Origin of the sequence: Plantibacter sp. VKM Ac-2876, assembly GCF_015350715.1 — a bacterium.
Taxonomy (GTDB): Bacteria; Actinomycetota; Actinomycetes; order Actinomycetales; family Microbacteriaceae; genus Plantibacter; species Plantibacter auratus.
This window is the reverse complement of the sequence record NZ_JADKSI010000001.1, coordinates 1,068,696-1,088,251: the sequence shown is the minus strand read 5'-3', so window position 1 is coordinate 1,088,251 and position 19,556 is coordinate 1,068,696. Positions and strand designations below refer to the sequence as shown.

The 19,556-nt window shown below is 69.4% G+C and carries 17 protein-coding genes; 12 read left to right on the top strand and 5 right to left on the bottom strand.

Going from position 1 to position 19,556, the window contains the following annotated elements:
• Positions 1 to 103 precede the first annotated feature (103 nt).
• Positions 104 to 436, top strand: coding sequence for a hypothetical protein (locus ITJ62_RS05215; protein WP_194599966.1), 333 nt, complete (start codon positions 104 to 106; stop codon positions 434 to 436).
• A gap of 66 nt (positions 437 to 502) precedes the next feature.
• Here ITJ62_RS05215 and ITJ62_RS05210 read toward each other — a convergent pair whose 3' ends face one another.
• On the bottom strand, positions 503 to 1,852 hold the full coding sequence (locus ITJ62_RS05210; protein WP_194599965.1) for an MFS transporter: 1,350 nt from the start codon (positions 1,850 to 1,852) through the stop codon (positions 503 to 505).
• A gap of 105 nt (positions 1,853 to 1,957) precedes the next feature.
• Here ITJ62_RS05210 and ITJ62_RS05205 point away from each other — a divergent pair, with 105 nt between their 5' ends.
• From ITJ62_RS05205 to ITJ62_RS05190, 4 genes are all read left to right on the top strand, one after another.
• Positions 1,958 to 4,363, top strand: coding sequence for an FAD-dependent oxidoreductase (locus tag ITJ62_RS05205; RefSeq protein ID WP_370581832.1), 2,406 nt, complete (start codon positions 1,958 to 1,960; stop codon positions 4,361 to 4,363).
• 53 nt (positions 4,364 to 4,416) lie between these two features.
• Positions 4,417 to 5,199 carry an IclR family transcriptional regulator gene (locus ITJ62_RS05200; protein WP_194599963.1) on the top strand — a complete coding sequence of 261 codons (783 nt, stop codon included), beginning with the start codon at positions 4,417 to 4,419 and terminating at the stop codon, positions 5,197 to 5,199.
• 41 nt (positions 5,200 to 5,240) lie between these two features.
• A complete protein-coding gene (locus ITJ62_RS05195; protein ID WP_194599962.1) occupies positions 5,241 to 6,209 on the top strand; it encodes an acetylxylan esterase in 969 nt (322 codons plus the stop codon).
• 78 nt (positions 6,210 to 6,287) lie between these two features.
• Positions 6,288 to 7,019: a YoaK family protein gene (locus ITJ62_RS05190; RefSeq protein WP_194599961.1), complete on the top strand. Its 732-nt coding sequence runs from the start codon at positions 6,288 to 6,290 to the stop codon at positions 7,017 to 7,019.
• 38 nt (positions 7,020 to 7,057) lie between these two features.
• On the opposite strand, the gene ITJ62_RS05185 is transcribed toward ITJ62_RS05190, so the two are convergent.
• A complete protein-coding gene (locus ITJ62_RS05185) occupies positions 7,058 to 7,870 on the bottom strand; it encodes an endonuclease/exonuclease/phosphatase family protein (RefSeq protein ID WP_194599960.1) in 813 nt (270 codons plus the stop codon).
• A gap of 77 nt (positions 7,871 to 7,947) precedes the next feature.
• Here ITJ62_RS05185 and ITJ62_RS05180 point away from each other — a divergent pair, with 77 nt between their 5' ends.
• The 3 genes from ITJ62_RS05180 (at position 7,948) to ITJ62_RS05170 (ending at position 12,529) form a co-directional block, all read left to right on the top strand.
• Positions 7,948 to 8,427, top strand: coding sequence for a hypothetical protein (locus ITJ62_RS05180; protein WP_194599959.1), 480 nt, complete (start codon positions 7,948 to 7,950; stop codon positions 8,425 to 8,427).
• A gap of 131 nt (positions 8,428 to 8,558) precedes the next feature.
• Positions 8,559 to 9,971 (top strand): 3' terminal RNA ribose 2'-O-methyltransferase Hen1, encoded by a 1,413-nt coding sequence (locus ITJ62_RS05175; RefSeq protein ID WP_194599958.1) that lies wholly within the window; start codon positions 8,559 to 8,561, stop codon positions 9,969 to 9,971.
• Positions 9,968 to 12,529: a polynucleotide kinase-phosphatase gene (locus ITJ62_RS05170; protein ID WP_194599957.1), complete on the top strand. Its 2,562-nt coding sequence runs from the start codon at positions 9,968 to 9,970 to the stop codon at positions 12,527 to 12,529. Before ITJ62_RS05175 ends, ITJ62_RS05170 begins: the two co-directional genes overlap by 4 nt.
• Positions 12,530 to 12,548: 19 nt before the next feature.
• Here the strand turns inward: ITJ62_RS05170 and ITJ62_RS05165 are convergent, their stop codons facing one another.
• Positions 12,549 to 12,980: an Lrp/AsnC family transcriptional regulator gene (locus ITJ62_RS05165; protein ID WP_064293981.1), complete on the bottom strand. Its 432-nt coding sequence runs from the start codon at positions 12,978 to 12,980 to the stop codon at positions 12,549 to 12,551.
• Positions 12,981 to 13,148: 168 nt separating this feature from the next.
• Here ITJ62_RS05165 and ITJ62_RS05160 point away from each other — a divergent pair, with 168 nt between their 5' ends.
• The 3 genes from ITJ62_RS05160 to ITJ62_RS05150 all read left to right on the top strand — a co-directional run bounded on the left by ITJ62_RS05160 (position 13,149) and on the right by ITJ62_RS05150 (position 16,998).
• The gene (locus ITJ62_RS05160; protein WP_194599956.1) at positions 13,149 to 14,177 is read left to right on the top strand and encodes an ornithine cyclodeaminase; all 1,029 of its coding nucleotides are present in this window, start codon (positions 13,149 to 13,151) and stop codon (positions 14,175 to 14,177) included.
• A 7-nt stretch (positions 14,178 to 14,184) separates the two neighbouring features.
• The gene (ctlX, locus tag ITJ62_RS05155; protein WP_194599955.1) at positions 14,185 to 15,162 is read left to right on the top strand and encodes a citrulline utilization hydrolase CtlX; all 978 of its coding nucleotides are present in this window, start codon (positions 14,185 to 14,187) and stop codon (positions 15,160 to 15,162) included.
• A gap of 177 nt (positions 15,163 to 15,339) precedes the next feature.
• Positions 15,340 to 16,998 (top strand): cell wall metabolism sensor histidine kinase WalK, encoded by a 1,659-nt coding sequence (locus ITJ62_RS05150; RefSeq protein ID WP_194599954.1) that lies wholly within the window; start codon positions 15,340 to 15,342, stop codon positions 16,996 to 16,998.
• A 17-nt stretch (positions 16,999 to 17,015) separates the two neighbouring features.
• Here ITJ62_RS05150 and ITJ62_RS05145 read toward each other — a convergent pair whose 3' ends face one another.
• Positions 17,016 to 17,678, bottom strand: a complete 663-nt coding sequence (locus tag ITJ62_RS05145; RefSeq protein ID WP_194599953.1) for a GNAT family N-acetyltransferase — start codon at positions 17,676 to 17,678, stop codon at positions 17,016 to 17,018.
• 135 nt (positions 17,679 to 17,813) lie between these two features.
• On the opposite strand from ITJ62_RS05145, the gene ITJ62_RS05140 reads away from it, so the two are divergent.
• The gene (locus tag ITJ62_RS05140) at positions 17,814 to 18,803 is read left to right on the top strand and encodes an aldo/keto reductase (RefSeq protein WP_194599952.1); all 990 of its coding nucleotides are present in this window, start codon (positions 17,814 to 17,816) and stop codon (positions 18,801 to 18,803) included.
• Here the strand turns inward: ITJ62_RS05140 and ITJ62_RS05135 are convergent.
• Complete coding sequence (locus ITJ62_RS05135) at positions 18,791 to 19,519, bottom strand: NAD(P)H-binding protein (RefSeq protein WP_194599951.1); 729 nt, start codon at positions 19,517 to 19,519, stop codon at positions 18,791 to 18,793. The two genes, ITJ62_RS05140 and ITJ62_RS05135, sit on opposite strands and share 13 nt — an antisense overlap.
• Between the last annotated feature and the right edge of the window lie 37 nt (positions 19,520 to 19,556).

Below are 19,556 nucleotides of genomic sequence, written 5' to 3'. Positions count from 1 at the left end.
GCCTAGTCATCCGGCCCCACCGGGTGTCAAGGGGCCTGAGCTTCCAGGCATGATCCGGCAGGGTTGATGCATGCGATGCATTACATACGCGGGTGAGAATGTTGTGACGACCGACGAGGTCGCGGCGCTGCTGGTCGAGCTGACGGCGGAGCTTGCGAAGCGTGGACGCGCTGAAGCGGTCACCATCCCGATCGTCGTGGACTCCGATGTCGACGACGCGTCTGCCCAGCTCGTGATCGGTCTGGGCAACGACGTGCTGTCCGTGCCGCACGCCTGGGGCCAGGACGTGCCGGACTTCAGTGAGGCCGAGTCGCGTCTCCAGGCCTACCTCGAAGACCTCCGCCCGTCCACGACGGCCTACGAGCCGCGCGACTCCATCGAGACCTCGGACGTCCTCGAAGACCCAGACCTCGACCTGCGCGACTTCGCCCGCTGAGTCGGGCCCGCACGACTACGCCGGCGTCGAACCCCTCGGGTCGACGCCGGCGCTCGTTCAGGTCGCTCAGCGCGGGAGCGGCAGCTTGGCCGTCTCTCGCGCCCGCAGTACGACGATCAAGGTGATGAGCGCGGCCGCCATCACGTAGAACGCGGGAGCGAACCGGTTACCCGTCGAGGCGATCAGGAACGTCGCGAAGTAGGGCGTGATCCCACCGAACACGGCGACCGACAGGTTGTACGCGATCGCCATCGAGCCGTAACGGATGCTGGTCGGGAACAGCTCGGCCATCGCGGCACTCGATGCGCCGTCGTAAGCCGCCATGAAGACGCCGAGGATCACCATCGCGACGGCCGCCGCCGCGAAGTTGCCGGCACTCATGAGCATCAGCGTCGGGTAGGTGAGGACCAGGAACCCGACGCACCCGGCGATCATCACCGGCTTCCGTCCGATGCGGTCGCTCAGCAGGCCCATGAACGGGACGAGCATCGCGATCGCGAGCAGCCCGAGCACCGTGACCCCGTAGCTGAGCGGCTGCGAGTAGCCGAGGTCGGTCTGCAGGTACGACGGCATGAAGGTCTGCAGGATCCAGTGGCCGACGGCCTTGATGACGACGAAGCCGACGCAGAAGAGCAGCGCCTTCCACGAGGTGCGCAACGAGGTCCGCAGCGGTGACTTCGAGACGGCCCCCTTCGCTTGGATCGCCTGGAACTCAGGGGTGTCCTCGAGCTTGTTCCGCAGGTAGAGGCCTGCGAGGCCGAGGGGCAGGGCGAGGAAGAAGAGGGCGCGCCACCCCCACTCGTTGAGTGCATCGGTGCCGAGCGTCGAGGTGAAGAGGAGGACGAGGCCGGCGCCGACGACGAAGGCCGCGAAGCCGAACACGTCGATGAAGCTCGTCACGAAGCCGCGTCGGTTGGACGGGGCGTATTCGGCGAGCAGCGTGGTGGCGCCGGAACTCTCGCCACCGGCGGCGAAGCCCTGCACGAGTCGCACGATCACGAGCAGGATCGGCGCCCAGAGGCCGACGAGGTCGAACGTCGGCAGGAGGCCCATCACGACCGTCGCTCCGGACGTCACGAGGATCACCGTGGCGAGGACGGTCTTCCGGCCGATGCGATCACCGAGCGAGCCCCAGAAGAGGCCACCGAGGGGGCGCATCACGAAGCCGGCGCCGAACACCGCGAACGCAGACAGGAGGGCCGCCTGCGTGTTGCCCTGCTGGAAGAAGTTGAGGCTGATGACGGTCGCGAGCGTGCCGTAGAGGCCGAAGTCGAACCATTCGACGAAGTGACCTGCCCCGGCGGCCCAGATGACCTTCCGCATGCGGCGTGATCGCTCCGCGTCGTCGTAGGGGGTCTGTGCGCTGTGCGCGGCGGCTTCAGCCAGGGCTGCAGCCTGGGTCCTGCTCTCGTTCATCGGTCCTCACATCGTTGTCGGGGTGCTTCGAGGTTCACCTGCCGAAGAATCTTACCCACTGAATGGGAAAGTCGTACCGCTGAATGGTAGCGTGGCACTCGTCTGGTGGTCGACACCTGTTCGACGGCTTCCAGGATCACGCATCACGAAGGAGTGTCATCCATGCAACACCGCACCCAGACCGCAGACGTCGTCGTCATCGGCGGTGGCCTCGCGGGTGTGTCAGCAGCCGTCGCCGCTGCCCGCCTCGGTTCCCGGGTCTCGCTCGTCACCAATCGCCCGGTGCTCGGTGGCAACTCGTCGAGCGAGGTGCGGGTGTGGGTCGTCGGTGCGACTGCGCACGGCCACCAGCGGTTCGCGCGGGAGACCGGGATCATGGGCGAGCTCTTCCTCGAGAACCAGTACCGCAATCCGGAGGGCAACCCGTTCTATTGGGACCAGACCGTCCTCGACCTCGTGCGCGCCGAGCCGAACCTGCAGCTGCACCTCAACACCGACGTCCGCATCGTCACGATGGAGGAGCCGGCGGACGGTGAGGAGTCGCCGTCGCCGCGGATCGCGTCCGTCACCGGATGGACGATGGGCAGCGAGATCGAGACCGAGTTCGTCGCCCCCGTCTTCATCGACTGCACGGGAGACGGGCTGGTGGGTCATCTGGCGGGTGCGACCTCCCGCATCGGTCGCGAGGGCCGCGCCGAGCTCGGTGAGCCGTGGGCGCCCGAGGTGGCGGACGACGAACTCCTCGGCAGCTCGATCTTCTTCTACACGAAGGACGCCGGACGCCCCGAGCGGTTCGTCGCCCCTGACATCGCGCGCGACATCCGCGACACCCCGATCCTCACCAACCGGATCATCCGGACCGGCGACAACGGCTGCAACTACTGGTGGATCGAGTGGGGCGGCGAGCTCGACACCGTCGCTGAGAACGAGCAGATCCGCGACGAACTGTGGAGCGTCGTCTTCGGGATCTGGGACTACATCAAGAACTCCGGCGAGTTCGACGCCGACACCCTCACGCTCGAGTGGGTCGGATCGATCCCGGGCAAGCGCGAGTACCGCCGGCTCCTCGGAGACCACACCCTCACGCAGAACGACCTGCTCGACCAGGTCGACTTCGAGGACACCGTGGCCTTCGGAGGGTGGTCGATCGACCTGCACCCTGTCGAGGGCGTCTACGCCGAGACCGCCGGTGCGCAACAGCGGTTCAGCAACGGCACCTACGGGATCCCCTTCCGCAGCCTGTACTCGCGGGACGTCGGCAACCTGCTGTTCGCCGGACGCAACATCTCCGCCTCCCACGTCGCGTTCGGGTCCACCCGCGTCATGGCGACCTGCGCCACGCAGGGTCAGGCGGTGGGGACGGCTGCGGCGCTCATCGCCCGCGATGGACTGACGCCGCGGGAGCTCGCCGGGCAGGCGCTCCCGCTCCTGCAGCGCACGCTCCTCCGCGAGGACGCCCCGGTCATCGGCATCACCACCGACGACCCCGACGATCTGGCCGGGCGCGCGACGGTCTCCGCCTCGAGCGCGCTCGACGCGATCTCCACGCTGGAGCACCTCGGCTCCGGCGAGCGGTTCCCCCTCGACCGCGACGTCGCGATCCTCGTACCCGTCGCTCCGTCACTCGACCAGATCACCCTGCTCGTCGACGCCGCACGCGACACGACCCTCCGCGTCGAACTGTGGAGCACCGGCAAGCGCCAGAACGCCGTGCCGGTCGAGCACCTCCTCGATGGAGCCGCGGAGATCGCTGTCGGGGTCGGCGTGTCGGCCACCGTCCGCTTCGGATGGACGCCGGAGATCGAGCAGAACGCGGTGCTCGTCGTCCGCGCCAACCCGGACATCAGCCTGCTCCTCACTGAAGGCCACCCCTACGGGCTCCTCGTGCTGACCGCCAAGCACGCTTCCGACGAGGTGTTCGACGACCACATCCCCGAAGAGCAGGACCAGGCGATCCTGGACTGGAACGCGCGGAAGCTGCGCGGCCGGAGCGTCGCGCTGACCGTCGGTGGGGACACCACGGCGTACCGCCCGGAGCGGATCGTCGACGGCTACCAACGTCCCTACGGCGGACCGCACCTGTGGTCCTCGGAGCGACTCGAAGACAACCGTGATCTGGTCGCCGAGCCCGAGGTCCTCACCCTGCACTGGGACGAGCCGGTCGATGTCGCGTCCGTCCGGATCGTGTTCAACGACGACGTCGACGTGGACCTCATCAACCTGCACCACCACCGCACCGACTTCGATGCGGTTCCGGAGCTCGTCGCCGACTACCGGCTCGAGGGGAGACCGGCGGGTGCGGCTGAAGGGACGTGGACGGTGTTGGCCGAGGTCGAGGGGAACCGCCACCGCCACCGGATCCACGATGTCGAACCCGTGCGGGTCGACGCCCTCCGTGTCGTCGTCACGGCCACGAACGGGTCGCCCTATGTGAGTGTCGCGAGTGTGAAGGTCTTCGAGCAGCCGAGCGGGCGCACCACCCGGCCGCGCCGAGCCCGACCGCTACGCTGAACACGGCCTCCGAGGCCGGACATCCGAACCGACACCGACACCGTGGAGGACCCGTGGCAGGTGAGATCCAGCAGGGCATCGGCCGTGCGGCATCCGTGCTCGCCGTTCTCGGCGCATCGACCACCGGACCGTTGCGGGCCTCCGACATCGCCCGTGCGACCGGTCTCGGCACTTCGACGACCGCACGCCTCCTCGGCACGCTCGAGGAGCTCGGCTATGTGACGAAGGTGGCCGACAGTCCGTCCTACGCCATCGGCGCGGCCATCCTGGCGCTCGCAAGCGAGGGGCTCAACCAGAACCCGGTGCACCGGGAGTCGCGTGCTCCCGCTCAGGAGCTCGCGCAGCGGATCGGTCTCAGCGTCAACGTCGGCGTCCTCGACGGCTCGAGCCTCATCTACCTCTGCCACTTCGAGGGAGCCCTCGCACCCAAGTCGCACTCGATGATCGGGCTGCGCCAGCCGCTGCACGCGTCCGCGCTCGGCAAGTGTCTGCTCCTCGACCTCGACGCGGACGGCCTCCGTGCGCTGCTCGGTGACGAGCCGCTCCCGCGCTACACGGCCAACACCATCACGGAGCACGCGGCGCTCGCCGCCGAGCTCGCGGTGGCGCGGGAACGCGGCGTCTGCATGGAGGACCAGGAGCTCGCGTTGGGTCGTCTCGGGATCGCGGCGCCGATCCGCGACGCGAACGCCAGAGTCGTGGCGGCGATCTCCATCTCGGGTCGACTGAGCCTGATGCGTGAGCGCGACCTCGACGTCCTCACCGAGGACCTCATCGAGGTGGCCGACCGCATCAGCGTCGGTCTCGGACTCATCTCCGCGATCCCGTCCTCCTGACCCGTCCTCCCGCATCCGATCTCACGAACCGAAGGTGACCAGTGGCGCAATTCGACCTCCCCCTCGCCCAGCTCCAGCAGTACCTGCCCGACCGCGAGGAGGCGCCGGACTTCGACACCTTCTGGGCGGACACCCTCGCCGAAGCCCACGCCCTCGCCCAGCCGACGGTGCGTGAACGATCCAACCCTGAGCTGACGGGTCTCGTCGTCGAGGACGTCACGTTCTCCGGGTTCGGTGGCGACCCGATCAAGGGTTGGTTCATCCGACCGGCCGGCGCGACCGAGCCGCTCCCGTGCATCGTGCACTACATCGGGTACAGCGGCGGTCGTGGGCTCGCCCACCAGTGGACGATGCACCCGTCCGCGGGCTACGCGGTGTTCGTCATGGACACCCGTGGTCAGGGGAGCGCGAACCTGCCGGGCGCGACGGCCGACCCGTTCGGGAGCGGTCCGCAGGTCGCCGGCAAGATGAGCGCCGGGCTCGACAGCCCCGAGACCTACTACTACCGTCGGGTCTTCACGGACGCGGCGCTCGCCGTGGACGTGGTGCGCAGCTTCCCCGAGGTCGACCCCGCCCGGGTCGTCGTCGCCGGTGGCAGCCAGGGCGGCGGCATCGCGCTCGCCGCGGCTGGGCTCTGCGAGGGACTCGCGGCGGCGCTCGTCGACGTCCCGTTCCTGTCGCACTTCCGTCGTGCCTTGCAGATCACCGACGCGAGCCCCTTCGCCGAGCTGAAGACGTACCTCATCAGCCGACGTGGTCACGAGGAGGAGGTGTTCCGGACGCTCTCGTACTTCGACGCGACGAACTTCGCAGCCCGCGCGACCGCCCCCGCACTGTTCTCCGTCGCGCTCTGCGATGCGGTGTGTCCGCCCTCGACGGTGTACGCGGCGTTCAACCACTACGCGGGCACGCAGAAGGACATCGCCGTCTACCCGTACAACGGGCACGAGGGTGGCGGGCCGGTGCAGCAGCAGGCGCAGCTGACCTTCCTCGCGGACCTCCTCGTCTGACGCTTCGTTCGCCCATCTCGGGGCGAGCGGGCTCCCGTTCGCCCCGAGATGGGCGAACGGGCGTGGGACGATGTGCACGTGACTGAGACCGGCGGCACCGACCCGACCCTGACGACCACCCGGCGTCGGACGCGTGCCGGCATGATCGCGGCGATGGCGCTCGTGCTGTCGTTCGCGGCCGGGGCGACCGACGCCTTCGCGTTCCTGCAGCTCGGCGGCGTCTTCACCGCGAACATGACCGGCAACTTCGTGCTGGCCGGACTCACGAGCCGGCCGGACTTCGCCGAGGTCCTGCTCGGGGCGACGGTCGCCGTGCTGCTGTTCTCCGTCGGGACGTTCCTGGCCTTCCGCTTCACGAGGCTCGTCGCCACCGCTGACAGACCGACCCCGGAGGCGCCGCAGCACCGGCTCGTCCTCGTGCTCGGCGGTGCGGTGGTCGCGCAAGCGTGTGTCCTCATCGGATGGATCGTGTCTCCCGAGACGCGCACGACGCCCGTGATCTGGGTCCTCATCGCGCTCTCCACGCTCGCGATGGCGGGGCAGACGGCCGTCGCGCGTCGCATCGAACGCTCAGGCGTGACCACCACCTTCGTGACCGGTACCCTCACGAGTCTCATGCAGAGCCTCGCCGACGGTGTCCACGACCACCACCTCATCCGCATCGGCGCGATCGTGCTGCTCGTGGCGGGCGCCCTCTGCGGCTCGCTCCTCATCGGCGTGGACCCGGTGTTCGGTGCGGCGCTGCCCCTCCTCCCGTCGATCGTCGGGCTGGTCCTCCTCCGGCTCGCGCCGACGGCCGCCAGAGACTGACGTGCAGTACCGCCCTGGTGTGGTGGGTCGGATCGCCGTCAGTGGGTGAGCTGCGCCCGGATGAGGATGGGGAAGTGGTCGCTCGCCTCAGACGTGGGTTCCTGCTCGTCGACGAGGGCTTCGATCGGTTCCAGTCGGGCGTGCGGAGCGACGCTGCCTGAGCGGCCGAGCACCCAGTCGATGCGCGCGTTCCCGGGACGCTGCGGACCGTAGCCCTGGAACGTGCCGATGCCGTCGCTCTCGATCGGTGACAGGTCGACGAAGCCGGCGCGCTCCAGAGCTTCGTGCGCCGCCGATCCACGCTCGGTGTTGAAGTCGCCGGTGAGGAGGACGGGGACGTCGACCTCGGAGAAGCGGTCGGTGATCAGCTTCGCACTGCGCGTCCGGACGTCGTCGCCGTGGGGTGAGCTCTCGTGGTCGAGGTGGGTGTTGGCGAAGACGAGCTCGTCGCCGGTGCGTCGCTCACGGAGCCGGACCCAGGTGACGAACCGCGCGTGCAGCGACGGCCAGGTGTTCGAGCCCGGCTCGTCGGGGGTGTCCGACAGCCAGAACTCGCCGGCGTCGAGCTGTTCGAACCGCGAGCGGCGGAAGCACACCGGGCCGTACTCGCCGGCCGATCCGCCGTCACGGCCCTGCCCGAACCAGTCGTACTCGGCGAGGCCCGGGAGCAGGTCGTTCAGCTGGTGCTCGCGGACCTCCTGCAGCCCGAGGAGGTCGGGCGCGTTGCGGGCGATGACCTGTGAGACGAGCGGTGCACGGTCCACCCACTCGTGACCGGGCTGGGCGACGGCGGTGCGGATGTTGTAGCTCATGACGGTCAGGACGTTCTGGGTCAGGATGGATTCGCTCACCCGGCCAGCGTAGGGGAGCCGGGTGACGGGGAGCTGTCCCCATGTCGCCGGGCGGTCCGTCTGCCTAGACTCGCCCCATGACCTTCGACCTCCGCGACGCCCAGGCCCGGATCCTCGCGCTCAACAGCGAAGAACTCCCCTTCATCTACGACCCGACACCCGACGGCGTCGTCGCGCACTGGCGGTACGCCGACCAGCGCTGGCTCGGCTTCATCGGCGCCGGGATGTTCAGTGCCGAGTACGAGCTGCGGGTCGAGCTGCACCCCGAGGACGGGGAGTGGGAGTTCCACGAGCAGTCGTCCTCCTCGAAGACGACCGTCGGTCTCGGCGGCCTGTCGACGAAGCGCACCTGGCAGTCCGGCCCGCAGAAGTCCTTCTCCTTCGGGCGGAGCGTCGCGCCGATCTCGCAGTCCACCGACCGCGATGGCACGACGACCGGCCAGTTCATGGGCTACGAGTTCACGACCGACGAGGTCAAGCAGCCCGTGATCGACGCCCTGACCGCCGCCGGCTGGAAGCCGCGCAAGGGGTTCTTCGGCAAGCTGTTCGGAGGCTGATCAGCCAGCCCTGAGTCGCCCGGAACTGCACGGAAATCGCTGGATTCCGTGCAGATTCGGGCGACTCACGCACGCGCGACGACCGCCGCTAGGCTTTCAGGAACCTCGCCGCCGACCGGACGGATGGACCTGTGCTCGTCACCATCACCTCGACCGCGCCCTCGGCCGCCGACCTGGGGCACCTCGTCCGCAAGCATCCCGCGCGGGCGCAGAGCTTCGACCTCAGCGTCGGGCGCGCTCACGTGTTCTACCCGGAGGCGACCGACGAGCGATGCACCATCGCCCTGCTGCTCGAGGTCGACGCGATCGCGCTCGTCCGTCAGAAGCGCTTCGGCGGCGGTGACAGCGCGTCGCTCTCGCAGTACGTGAACGACCGACCGTACGCGTCGTCGTCGATGGTCGCCGTCGCGATCGGGCAGGTGTTCCGCAGCGCCATGACCGGCCGCAGCGACTCCCACCCGGAGCTCGCCGCTGCAGCGCTCCCGCTGACGATCACCGTCGCCGCGGCGCCGTCGCGAGGGCTGGAGCAGCTGGCGACCCGACTCTTCACCCCGCTCGGCTGGACCGTCGTCGAACGGGCGATCCCGCTCGACCCGACGATCCCCGCGTGGGGCGACTCGCGATACGTCGACCTCGAGCTGACCGGTGACCTCCGCCTCGCGGACGCGCTCCGCCAGCTCTACGTGCTGCTGCCCGTCCTCGACGACGCCAAGCACTACTGGGTCTCCGACGACGAGGTCGGCAAACTCCTCCGCGCCGGCGAGGGGTGGCTGGCCGACCACCCCGACCGGGACCTGATCACCAAGCGGTATCTCGCGCACCAGTCGCGGATGGTCACCGATGCGCAGTCGCAGCTGGACCCGGAGGCGCCGGCGGACGGTGGAGCGGGGGAAGGCGGAGACGACGCGGTCACCGCGTCACGGACGAAACGCGCCCCGGCCCTCGCCGGCCTACGCGCCGAGGCGGTCCTGCAGGCGCTCGCCGACCTGCGGGTGCGGTCGGTCGCCGACGTCGGGTGCGGCGAGGGTGCCCTCCTCACGCGATTGCTGGCGGATCCCCTCGTCACCTCGGTGATCGGTACCGACGTCTCCGCACGCGCGCTCGCGTCCGCGTGGCAGCGGCTCGGGCTCCGCGACGCGAGCGATCGCGTCCGAGAGCGTGTCCAGCTGCTGCAGTCCTCGGCGACCTACGCGGACACCCGGCTGCGCGGACTCGATGCGATCGTGCTCATGGAGGTCGTCGAGCACATCGACGCCGAGCGCCTCGATGCACTCGAGGCCTCGATCTTCGGTGCTGCGGCTCCCGAAGCGGTGATCGTCACGACGCCGAACCGCGAGTACAACGGGTTGTACCCCTCGTTGCCGGCGGGCTCGTTCAGGCACCCTGACCACCGGTTCGAGTGGGATCGTCAGGAGTTCGCGACCTGGTGCACCACTGCGGCCGAGCGGTATGGCTACCGCGTCGAGCACCGCACGGTCGGCGACGTCGACCCGCAGCTCGGCTCGCCGACGCAGCTCGCCATCTTCCGGAAGGCCATCTCATGAGCGACCTCGCGCAGACCCCCGCCGCCCTGCCGATCCCCGAACTGTCGCTCGTGGTCCTCATCGGGGTGAGCGGGTCCGGCAAGTCGACCTTCGCCGCCACGCACTTCGGCCGGTTCGAGACCCTGTCGAGCGACTTCTTCCGGGGGCTCGTCTCCAACGACGAGAACAACCAGGCCGCCAGCGCCGACGCCTTCGCCGCACTCCGCGATGTCGCCGCTCGCCGCCTGGACGCCGGGCTCCTGACGGTCATCGACGCGACCAACGTCCAGCCAGCCTCGCGCAAGTCGCTCATCGACCTGGCACGCAACCACGACGTCCTCCCCGTCGCCGTGGTGCTCGACGTCCCGGAGCGCGTCTGCATCGAGCGCAACGAGGCCCGCGAGGACCGCTCGTTCGGCGCGGCGGTCATCACCCGGCAGCAGGACCAGCTGCGTCGGTCGATGCGGCACCTGAGCAAGGAGGGCTTCCGGAAGGTCCACGTGCTCTCCGGGGTCGAGGCGATCGCGCAGGCGTCGTTCGTCCGTGAGCCGCTGCTCAACGACCGCCGTCAGGAGCGCGGTCCCTTCGACGCGATCGGCGACGTGCACGGGTGCCGGAGCGAGCTCGAGACGCTGCTCACGAAGCTTGGCTACGTGATCGAGCGCGACGTGGAGGGTCGACCGATCGACGCCGCGCACCCCGAGGGACGCCGCGCGATCTTCCTCGGCGACCTCGTCGACCGCGGGCCCGACACCCCTGGCGTGCTGCGACTGGCGATGGGGATGGTGGGCGCCGGGCATGCCTTGGCGGTGCCCGGGAACCACGAGTCGAAGCTCGTCCGTGCGTTGCAGGGGAAGCGGGTGCAGACCAGTCACGGGCTCGCCGAGTCGCTTGCGCAACTGGCCGAGGAGCCGGAGGAGTTCCGGACCGAGGTCGAGAGGTTCTGTCGCGAGCTCGTCGCACACCTCGTCCTCGACGACGGGAAGCTCGTCGTCGCGCACGCCGGCCTGATCGAGCAGTATCACGGACGCGCCTCCGGGCGGGTGCGGTCGTTCGCGCTCTATGGCGACACCACGGGGGAGACCGACGAGTACGGCCTGCCCGTGCGGCTGCCGTGGGCGGAGGACTACCGCGGCAAGGCGACCGTCCTCTACGGCCACGTACCGACCCTCGACGCCGAGTGGGTCAACAACACGATGTGCCTCGACACCGGCTGCGTCTTCGGCGGCAAGCTGAGTGCCCTACGGTGGCCGGAGCGCGAGGTCGTCGACGTCCCGGCCGAGCAGGTCTGGTACGAACCCGTCGTGCCACTCGGCCGCCCCACCGGTCCCGCCGGTGAGCAGCGGGATCCCGGGCTGCTGCGCATCGACGACGTCCTCGGCAAGCAGGTCGTCGAGACCCGCGTCTCGGGCCGGGTCGGCATCCGCGAGGACGCGGCGGCCGGCGCACTCGAGGTCATGAGCCGGTTCGCGATCGACCCGCGGCGCCTGGTCTACCTGCCGCCGACGATGAGTCCGCCGAGCACCTCGCAGCGGAAGGACCTCCTGGAGCACCCCGCCGAGGCGTTCGAGGCGTATCGCCGGGAGGGGCTCGACCGGGTGGTCTGCGAGGAGAAGCACATGGGCTCGCGTGCCGTCGTGCTGCTCACGCGGGATCCGGCACCCTTCGGTGCTCCCACGGGGTGGCGTGGCACCGTCCACACCCGTACCGGCCGGCCGTTCTTCGACGAGGAGACGACGCAGACGCTCCTGACCCGGCTCGACGCCGCCGTGGAGCGAGCCGGTCTCTGGGAGGAGCTCGACGCCTCCTGGCTGCTCTTCGACAGCGAGCTGCTGCCGTGGTCGGTGAAGGCGGAGAGCTTGATCCGCGACCAGTACGCGTCGGTGGGAGCTGCCGCGACCGCTGCGCTCCCCGCGGCCGTGCGCGTGCTGGAGCAGGCGGCGGCGACCGGTGTCGACGTCTCGGAGCTGCTCGAGAGGACGCGTCGACGGGCCGATGCCGCCGACGCCTACGTCGCGGCCTACCGCCCGTACACCGCGCCCTCGAACGGCTTGGAGGGCGTGCAGCTCGCGCCGTTCCAGCTGCTCGCCTCGACCGGCACGAGCCACCTGGGCCGCGACCACGCCTGGCACCTCTCGGTCGCGGACCGCCTCGCGGACGCCGACCCGGAGCTCATCCGCCGGACCCGCTCGATCGAGGTCGACCTCACCTCGGCGGCCTCCGAGGAAGCCGCGACCACGTGGTGGGAGGAACTGACCGGTGCGGGTGGTGAGGGCATGGTGGTGAAGCCTGTGGCCGGTCTCGTCCGCGGTGAGAAGTCGCTCGCGCAGCCCGGTGTCAAGGTGCGGGGCCGTGAGTACCTGCGCATCATCTACGGTCCCGACTACACGGAGCCGCACAACCTCGAGCGCCTGCGCGATCGGGACATCGGCCACAAGCGGTCGATGGCGCTGCGCGAGTACGCGCTCGGCGTCGAGGCGGTCGAACGGTTCGTCGCCGGTGAACCGACCTGGCGGGTGCACCAGGCCGTCTTCGGCGTGCTCGCCATGGAGTCCGAGCCGATCGACCCGCGCCTCTAGCGTCGACCCTGGCGGGTCGTCAGCGCAGGACGGAACTCAGCAGGAGGCTCGTCTCGCTGTTGACGACGCCCTCGATGCGTCGGATCCCGCCGAGCACGCGGTCGAAATCGGTCAGCGTCTCGGTGCGGAGTTCCGCGACGAGGTCCCACCCGCCGTTGGTGGTGTGGAGTGCGCTGATCTCCGGGAAGCCGCGGAGCTGGCGGATGACGTGGTCGGTGGTGCGACCCTCGACCTCGATGAACGCGATCGCGCGGATGGTGCCGGGGTCGAGCTCGTCGCGCACCCGGACGGAGAACCCGACCACCGTGCCGGAGGAGATGAGGCGCTCCAAGCGGCTGTTCACGGTCGCCCGGGCGACGTCGAGCGACCGGGCCAGGCTCGCGACCGATGCACGGCCATCGGCTCGGAGCGCAGCCAACAGCCTCCGGTCCAGATCGTCCAGCGCAGCCATGCACATAATGTACAGCCGAGTTACTCACATTGTGCATAACCTGTGCACAAATCGCGCATCTCTGGAATGGAAAGTGCAGATCGTCGAAACCTAGGCTCGAAGCAACCGCGAGTGGTCTGCTCCGGTCGGCTCCGAGCCCGAGCCCGAACTCGTCTGGAAGGGAACGTCATGACGCGTTTCGTCGATGTCCGCAACATGGTCCGCTGGACGGCCGACCGAGGTCCCGAGCGCATCATCGCCGGCATGATCGACTACCTCGAGGCCGACTTCCGCCGCTGGCCTTCGTTCGACAAGAGCCCGCGCGTCGCGAGTCACACGCCCTTCGGCGTCATCGAGCTCATGCCGACGAGCGACCACGAGACCTACGCCTTCAAGTACGTGAACGGCCACCCCTCCAACCCGGCCCGGGGCTACCAGACGGTCACGGCCTTCGGCGTCCTCGCCGACGTGCACAACGGCTACCCCACCTTCCTCGCCGAGATGACGCTCCTCACGGCACTCCGGACCGCCGCGACGTCGGGCATGGTCGCGAAGCACCTCGCCCGTCCCGACTCGAGCGTCCACGCCCTCATCGGCGCCGGCAGCCAGGCCGAGTTCCAGGCCCTTGGCATGCGTGCCGCCCTCGGGATCAACACGGTCCGGATCTGGGACGTCGACCCGCTCGCGATGGACAAGTTCGCGCGCAACCTGGAGCCGCTCGGATTCGAGGTCGTCATCGGGACGAGTGCCGCCGACGCCGTGGCGGGCGCGGACGTCGTCACGACCTGCACGGCCGACAAGGCGCTCGCGACCGTGCTCACGAACGACCTGGTCGAGCCCGGCATGCACCTGAACGCCATCGGTGGCGACTGCCCCGGCAAGACGGAGCTCGAGGCGTCGATCCTCGATCGTGCCGAGGTCTTCGTCGAATTCCCGCCGCAGACCCGCATCGAGGGTGAGATCCAGCAGATGGCTCCCGACTTCCCGGTGATCGAGTTCTGGCAGGTCCTCACGGGTGCCGTCCCCGGCCGCAGCTCGCGGGAGCAGATCACGCTCTTCGACTCCGTCGGTTTCGCGATCGAGGACTTCACCGCGCTGCGCTTCCTCCGCGACTCCGTCGACGGCAGCGAGTACTTCGAGGAGATCGACCTCGTCGCCGCCCCTGACGACCCGAAGGACCTCTTCGGACTCGTCGGCGCGCTCTCTCCCGTCGGCTGAGTCCGACATGTCCGTGCAGGCGCCGTCGGCCGTGGTGCTCATCCGGCCGCACCGGTTCACGCCGAACCCGCTGACCGCGGCCGACAACGTCTTCCAGGTGGCGGACGGCGTCCCGTCGGCGTCCGTGGCCGGAGTCGCTCACGCGGCGTTCGACGAGGTCACCGCCGTGGCGCAGGCCCTTGATGCGGCGGGCGTCCGTGTCCACCTGTTCGACGACGAGGACCCGGACCGCCCCGACAGCGTCTTCCCCAACAACTGGTTGTCCACCCATGCGGGCGGGCACCTGGCGGTCTATCCGATGTATGCGGTGAACCGCCGACGCGAGCGCCGGTGGGACATCGTCGAGATGCTGAAGCGCGAGTACCGCGTGCAGGACGTCATCGACTACTCGGGGCTGGAGCTGGACGACGTGTTCCTCGAGGGCACCGGTGCCATGGTGCTCGACCACGCGGCACGGGTGGCGTTCGTCGCGCGATCCCACCGGGCCGACCCGATCGCCCTCGAGCGGTTCTGCACCAACTTCGGCTACGAGCCGCTCGTCTTCGACGCGGTCGACCCGCACGGGGTCCCGATCTACCACACCAACGTCATGATGGGCGTGGCGACCGAGTTCGCGCTCGTCGGTCTCGACCTGATCGCCTCGCCGGCGCGACGTGATCAGGTGATCGAGCGGCTCACGGGCCATGGGCGGACGATCGTCGACCTCGACTACGGACAGGTCTGCGACTTCGCCGGCAACGCGATCGAGCTGCGGTCGGCGACGGGGGAGCGTCTCCTCGCGATCTCGAGCCGGGCCGTCCAGAGCCTGCGGACGGATCAGTTGGCGGTCATCGAGCGCAGCTGCCGGATCCTGCCTCTGGACGTCCCGACCATCGAGCTCGCCGGGGGTTCCGTCCGCTGCATGATCGCGGGGATCCATCTGGACCGGCGGCCCGCGGTGACGGCTTCCGATCCGGCACCGACCCCTCAGCTCGCCCGCTCCTGATTCCACTGATCGATGATCCGATTAACGCAAATCCATCCGTCAGACGCGATGGCTGAGCGCTCCAGGCCTGCGACGATGGCTGTCCGCGTACGCATGGGTTAGATTGACGTCGATCAGCTGATCGACGTGGAATCCGGCCGACGTCCTCTCTGACCGAGCTGCAGAGAGTGGGCGATCATGCCGCTGTTGGAACATGAAGCCTCTCGACGCGGCCGACTCCGGGTGTTCGCCCGCGCACAGCTCCCGTTCGCGATCGCCTTCGGCATCGTCGCCGTGCTGGTCGCGGTCGTGTTGCCTGAGCGATTCTTCACGGTCCCAGTGCTCGCGGGTACCGCGCTCGCGGCGGTCAGCACCCTGCTGGCGGGCTTCCTGCCCTGGGAACGCTGGCCGACGCACGCGATGGCCGTCATCGCCGTCCTCGACCTCCTCGCCGTCGCGAGCATCCGGCTCGAGCTCATCAGCGTGACCCCGGGCGCGAGTCTCCTCTGCATCTTCCCCGTGCTGTGGTTGGCGTTCGGGTTCACCCCGCGGATGATCATCCTGGCCGTGGCGGGGACCCTGTTCATCAGCAGCGCTCCCTACGTCCTCCGGGCTCGCACGCCGGAGACCGCTGTGGACTGGCTCAACGTCGCCCTGCTGCCCATGCTCACCATCGGTATCGCGGTCGCCGTGAACATCGGAGCCCGCCAACTGCGACGGAGCCGACACGCCATCCAGGAGCAGGCCGCGCAGCTCGAACGCTCGCTCGCCAGGGCGCTCGACGCGGAGGCGCTCGCCGAGTCGATCCTCGAGACGGTGGACGCGGGCGTGGCCTTCTACACGGCGGACGGCACCCTGGGCGTCGCCAACGCGCACGCTGCCGACATGGTCGCCGCCGTCGGGTTCCGGCTGGACACCCCGCCGTACGCCGGGGAACACGTCCTCCAAGCCGATCGTCGGACACCCATCCCGTTCGACGAGCAGATCATCCCCAGGGCGCTGCGGGGCGAGCTGCTCTCGAACCATCTCGAATGGGTGGGGGAGGCCGGGCAACAGCGTGCCATCCTCGCCAGCTCCACGCGGGTCATGCGCAACGGCGACACGCACCTGGGAACGGTCATCGTCGCGCACGACGTCACCGAACTCGCCAACGCGATCAACGTCCGTGAGGCGTTCCTCACGACGGTGTCGCACGAGCTGCGCACACCGCTCACCTCCATCCACGGGTATCTCGAACTGATCATGGACGACGCCGAGGTCGACGCCCCCGGTCTGCTCCCGGCGCTGCGGGTGGTCCAGCGCAACGCGGTCGAGTTGGAGCGGCGGGTGCAGGAGCTGTTGACCGCGTCGGACTCGACGGTCCAGATCACACCGAGCCGCATGGACCTCAGGGACGTCGCCGCGCGCGCGATCGAGACGGCGACCGAGGGAGCCACGGGTCCGGTCGTCCGACTGCGCGCCGATGCGGCGGCGGTCGTCTCAGCGGACCCCGAGCAGGTCCACCGCGCCATCACGGAGCTCGTCGTCAACGCCGTCAAGTTCACGCCGGCAGCTGGGACGGTCGACGTGGTCGTCGAGCCCGGTGCCGGGCACGTCGAGGTGACCGTCACCGACACGGGCGTCGGGATGAGCGCCGACGAACTCCGTCAGGCCTTCGACAAGTTCTACCGGGCCGACTACGCGCGGGACCAGGCGGTGCAGGGCGTGGGGCTCGGCCTGCCGGCTGCACGGGCGATCGCCGACGCGCACGGCGGTTCCGTGACCCTGCGGAGCACCCCTGCTACGGCCAGCGCCCCCGGTGCGACCGTCGCGACCCTCGTCCTGCCGCTGGAGCCGTCGGTCATCCCATCACGATGACGCGGACACTGGCGCCCTCAGTCTGCTGACGGCTCGCCGAGGAGCGCCGACCGTGCCGCATCGAGGCCGGTGACCTCGGCGGTCCAGTCGGGTCGCACGAACTCGTCGCGGTGCAGCCGGAGGCCCTGCGACTCGACGAGCTCGCCTGGCCGCCCGATGAAGCGTTGCAGGCCGTTGTCCCGATAACCGAGCCGACGCGAGACGCCCAGCGATGCGCCGTTCCAGACGGCCGCGTCCGACACCGCGACCTGCGCGTCGAGGTGGTCGAAGGCGAACTGGAGCATGCCCGCGCGCATCTCGATGCCGAGCCCCTTGCCCTGCTGTGCCTGTGTCAACCAGGAACCGCTCCCGACCGTCCGGGTGACGGCGAAGTCGCGGGCGGCGATGTCCTGCAGACCGATCGGCGTCCCGTCCAGGAGGATCGCGAGGTTGAGCGTCCAGGACGACGGCGTCGCTCCCGCGCGCTGGGTCCAGAGGTGCCGTGCGGTCTCGCGGATGAGTTGTTCGCGCGGCTGGTCGGTCCACGGCGTGGAGAACGGCATGACGGCGGGGTCGTGGACGCCGGCGAGGGCGGCCTCGATCAATCCGGGGAGGTCTTCGTCGCGCACGAGGCGCAGGACGAGTCTCGGCGTGCGGATCTCCAGGCCGAAGAGCGGCCAGACGTCGGTGAGGCTGAGCATCAGGCCACGGTATCGCCTCGGGCTGTAGCCGGTCGAGGCCGCCCTGTCGAGCCGGGGGTGTGGCGGGCGGCTTCCGTGCCACACTCGACGCGCCGCGGGATCGCGGCCCGGTTCGACGATGAGAAGGGCTCCACGATGAAGTACACCCACCTCGGCCGCACGGGGACGACGGTCTCCCGGATCGTGCTCGGCACGATGAACTTCGGCGACCGGACCAGCGAGGAGGACTCGTTCGCGATCATGGACCGGGCGTTCGACCTCGGCGTCAACTTCTTCGACACGGCGAACGCCTACGGCGGGAGCGCCGGTCGCGGAGCGACGGAGGAGATCATCGGCCGCTGGTTCGCAGCCCGCCCCGGCGTCCGTGACGACATCGTCCTGGCGACGAAGGTCCACTCGCCCATGGTCGCCCCGAACGACGACGGCTCGGACGTCGTGAACGCGCGTGGCGCGTCGGCCTGGCAGGTCCGTCGTGAGGCGATCGCGTCGCTCGAGCGCCTGCAGACGGATCGGATCGACCTGTACCAGTTCCACCACATCGACCGGTACATCTCCTGGCAGGAGCTGTGGCAGGCGATGGAGGTGCTCGTCGCTCGCGGCGAGGTCGTCTACACGGGCAGCTCGAACTTCGCGGCCTGGAACATCGCGCAGGCCAACGAGGTCGCCTCGCAGCGCCACTTCCTCGGTCTCGTCAGCGAGCAGTCGCTCTACAATCTCGCCCAACGCTCGATCGAACTCGAGGTCATCCCGGCGGCGCAGCACTACGGCCTCGGCATCCTGCCGTGGTCGCCGCTGTCCGGTGGTCTGCTGAGCGGTGGTTCCTCCGACAAGGGCGCTCGGTCGGGCGAGTCTCGCATCACCGAGGCCCGAGCCAAGCAGCAGGACCAGCTCGAGGCCTACGACCGCTTCGCGGCCGAGCGCGGCTGGACCTCGGCGTCACTCGGGCTCGCGTGGCTCCTGCACCAGCCCGGCGTCACCGGCCCGATCATCGGACCGCGCACGATCGAGCAGCTGGAGTCCGCGGTCGCAGCAGTCGACATCGAGCTGAGCGCCGACGACCTCACCGCTCTCGACGAGCTCTTCCCCGGCCCCGGTGGTCAGGCCCCGGAGGCCTACGCCTGGTAAGCGCGTGCGACGCGGCCGACCGCCTCGGTGATGGCGGTCGGCCCGACGTTCACTTCGAGGATCCGCCGGCTGATGGCCGGCTCGAAGACGAGCGCCTCGAGAACGGCAGCCACGTCGTCGCGTGTGATTTCGTCGTGGAGCTCGGCGGGTCCCAGGGCGACCGTCCCCCGGCCCGGGTCGTCGGTCAGCAGGGACGGGCGGAGGATGACCCAGTCGATCGGCAGACGGGTGAGGGCGACCTCTGCGCGCTTCTTGACGGCGAAGTAGTGCTCTTCGTCGTCGCTCAGCTGGCGCTCGCGCCAGGCCTCCGGCAGGACGGACAGCAGGATGAGGCGCTTCCCCGGCATCGCAGCGACCGAGTCCGACACGCGCCGGAGAGCCGCGTCGTCGATGTCGTCCGTCACGGTCTGGGCTCCGGCGTTCGACCCCGCCGCGAAGACGATGACGTCCCAGTCCGAGATCATCGCCGAGATCTCCTCCGTGGTGGCGATCCGGAGCTCGCCCGTGACGCTCGTAACTCCCTCGGCTTCGAGGGTGGGGTCCGGCAGTGACGACCTCGTGAGGCCTGAGACGATGACACCTCTGGCGCGGAGTCGGGCGGCGAGGAGTCGGCCGACCCTGCCCGTGATCCCGAAGATGAAGACGCGCGTTGAGGATGCGATTGAAGCCTCCTCTGTTGAACCTTCGGTGGCGGCGATGGTGTCTCGTGACGTCATGGGTGATCCTCTCGATCTCTTACTTACCGATAGTAAC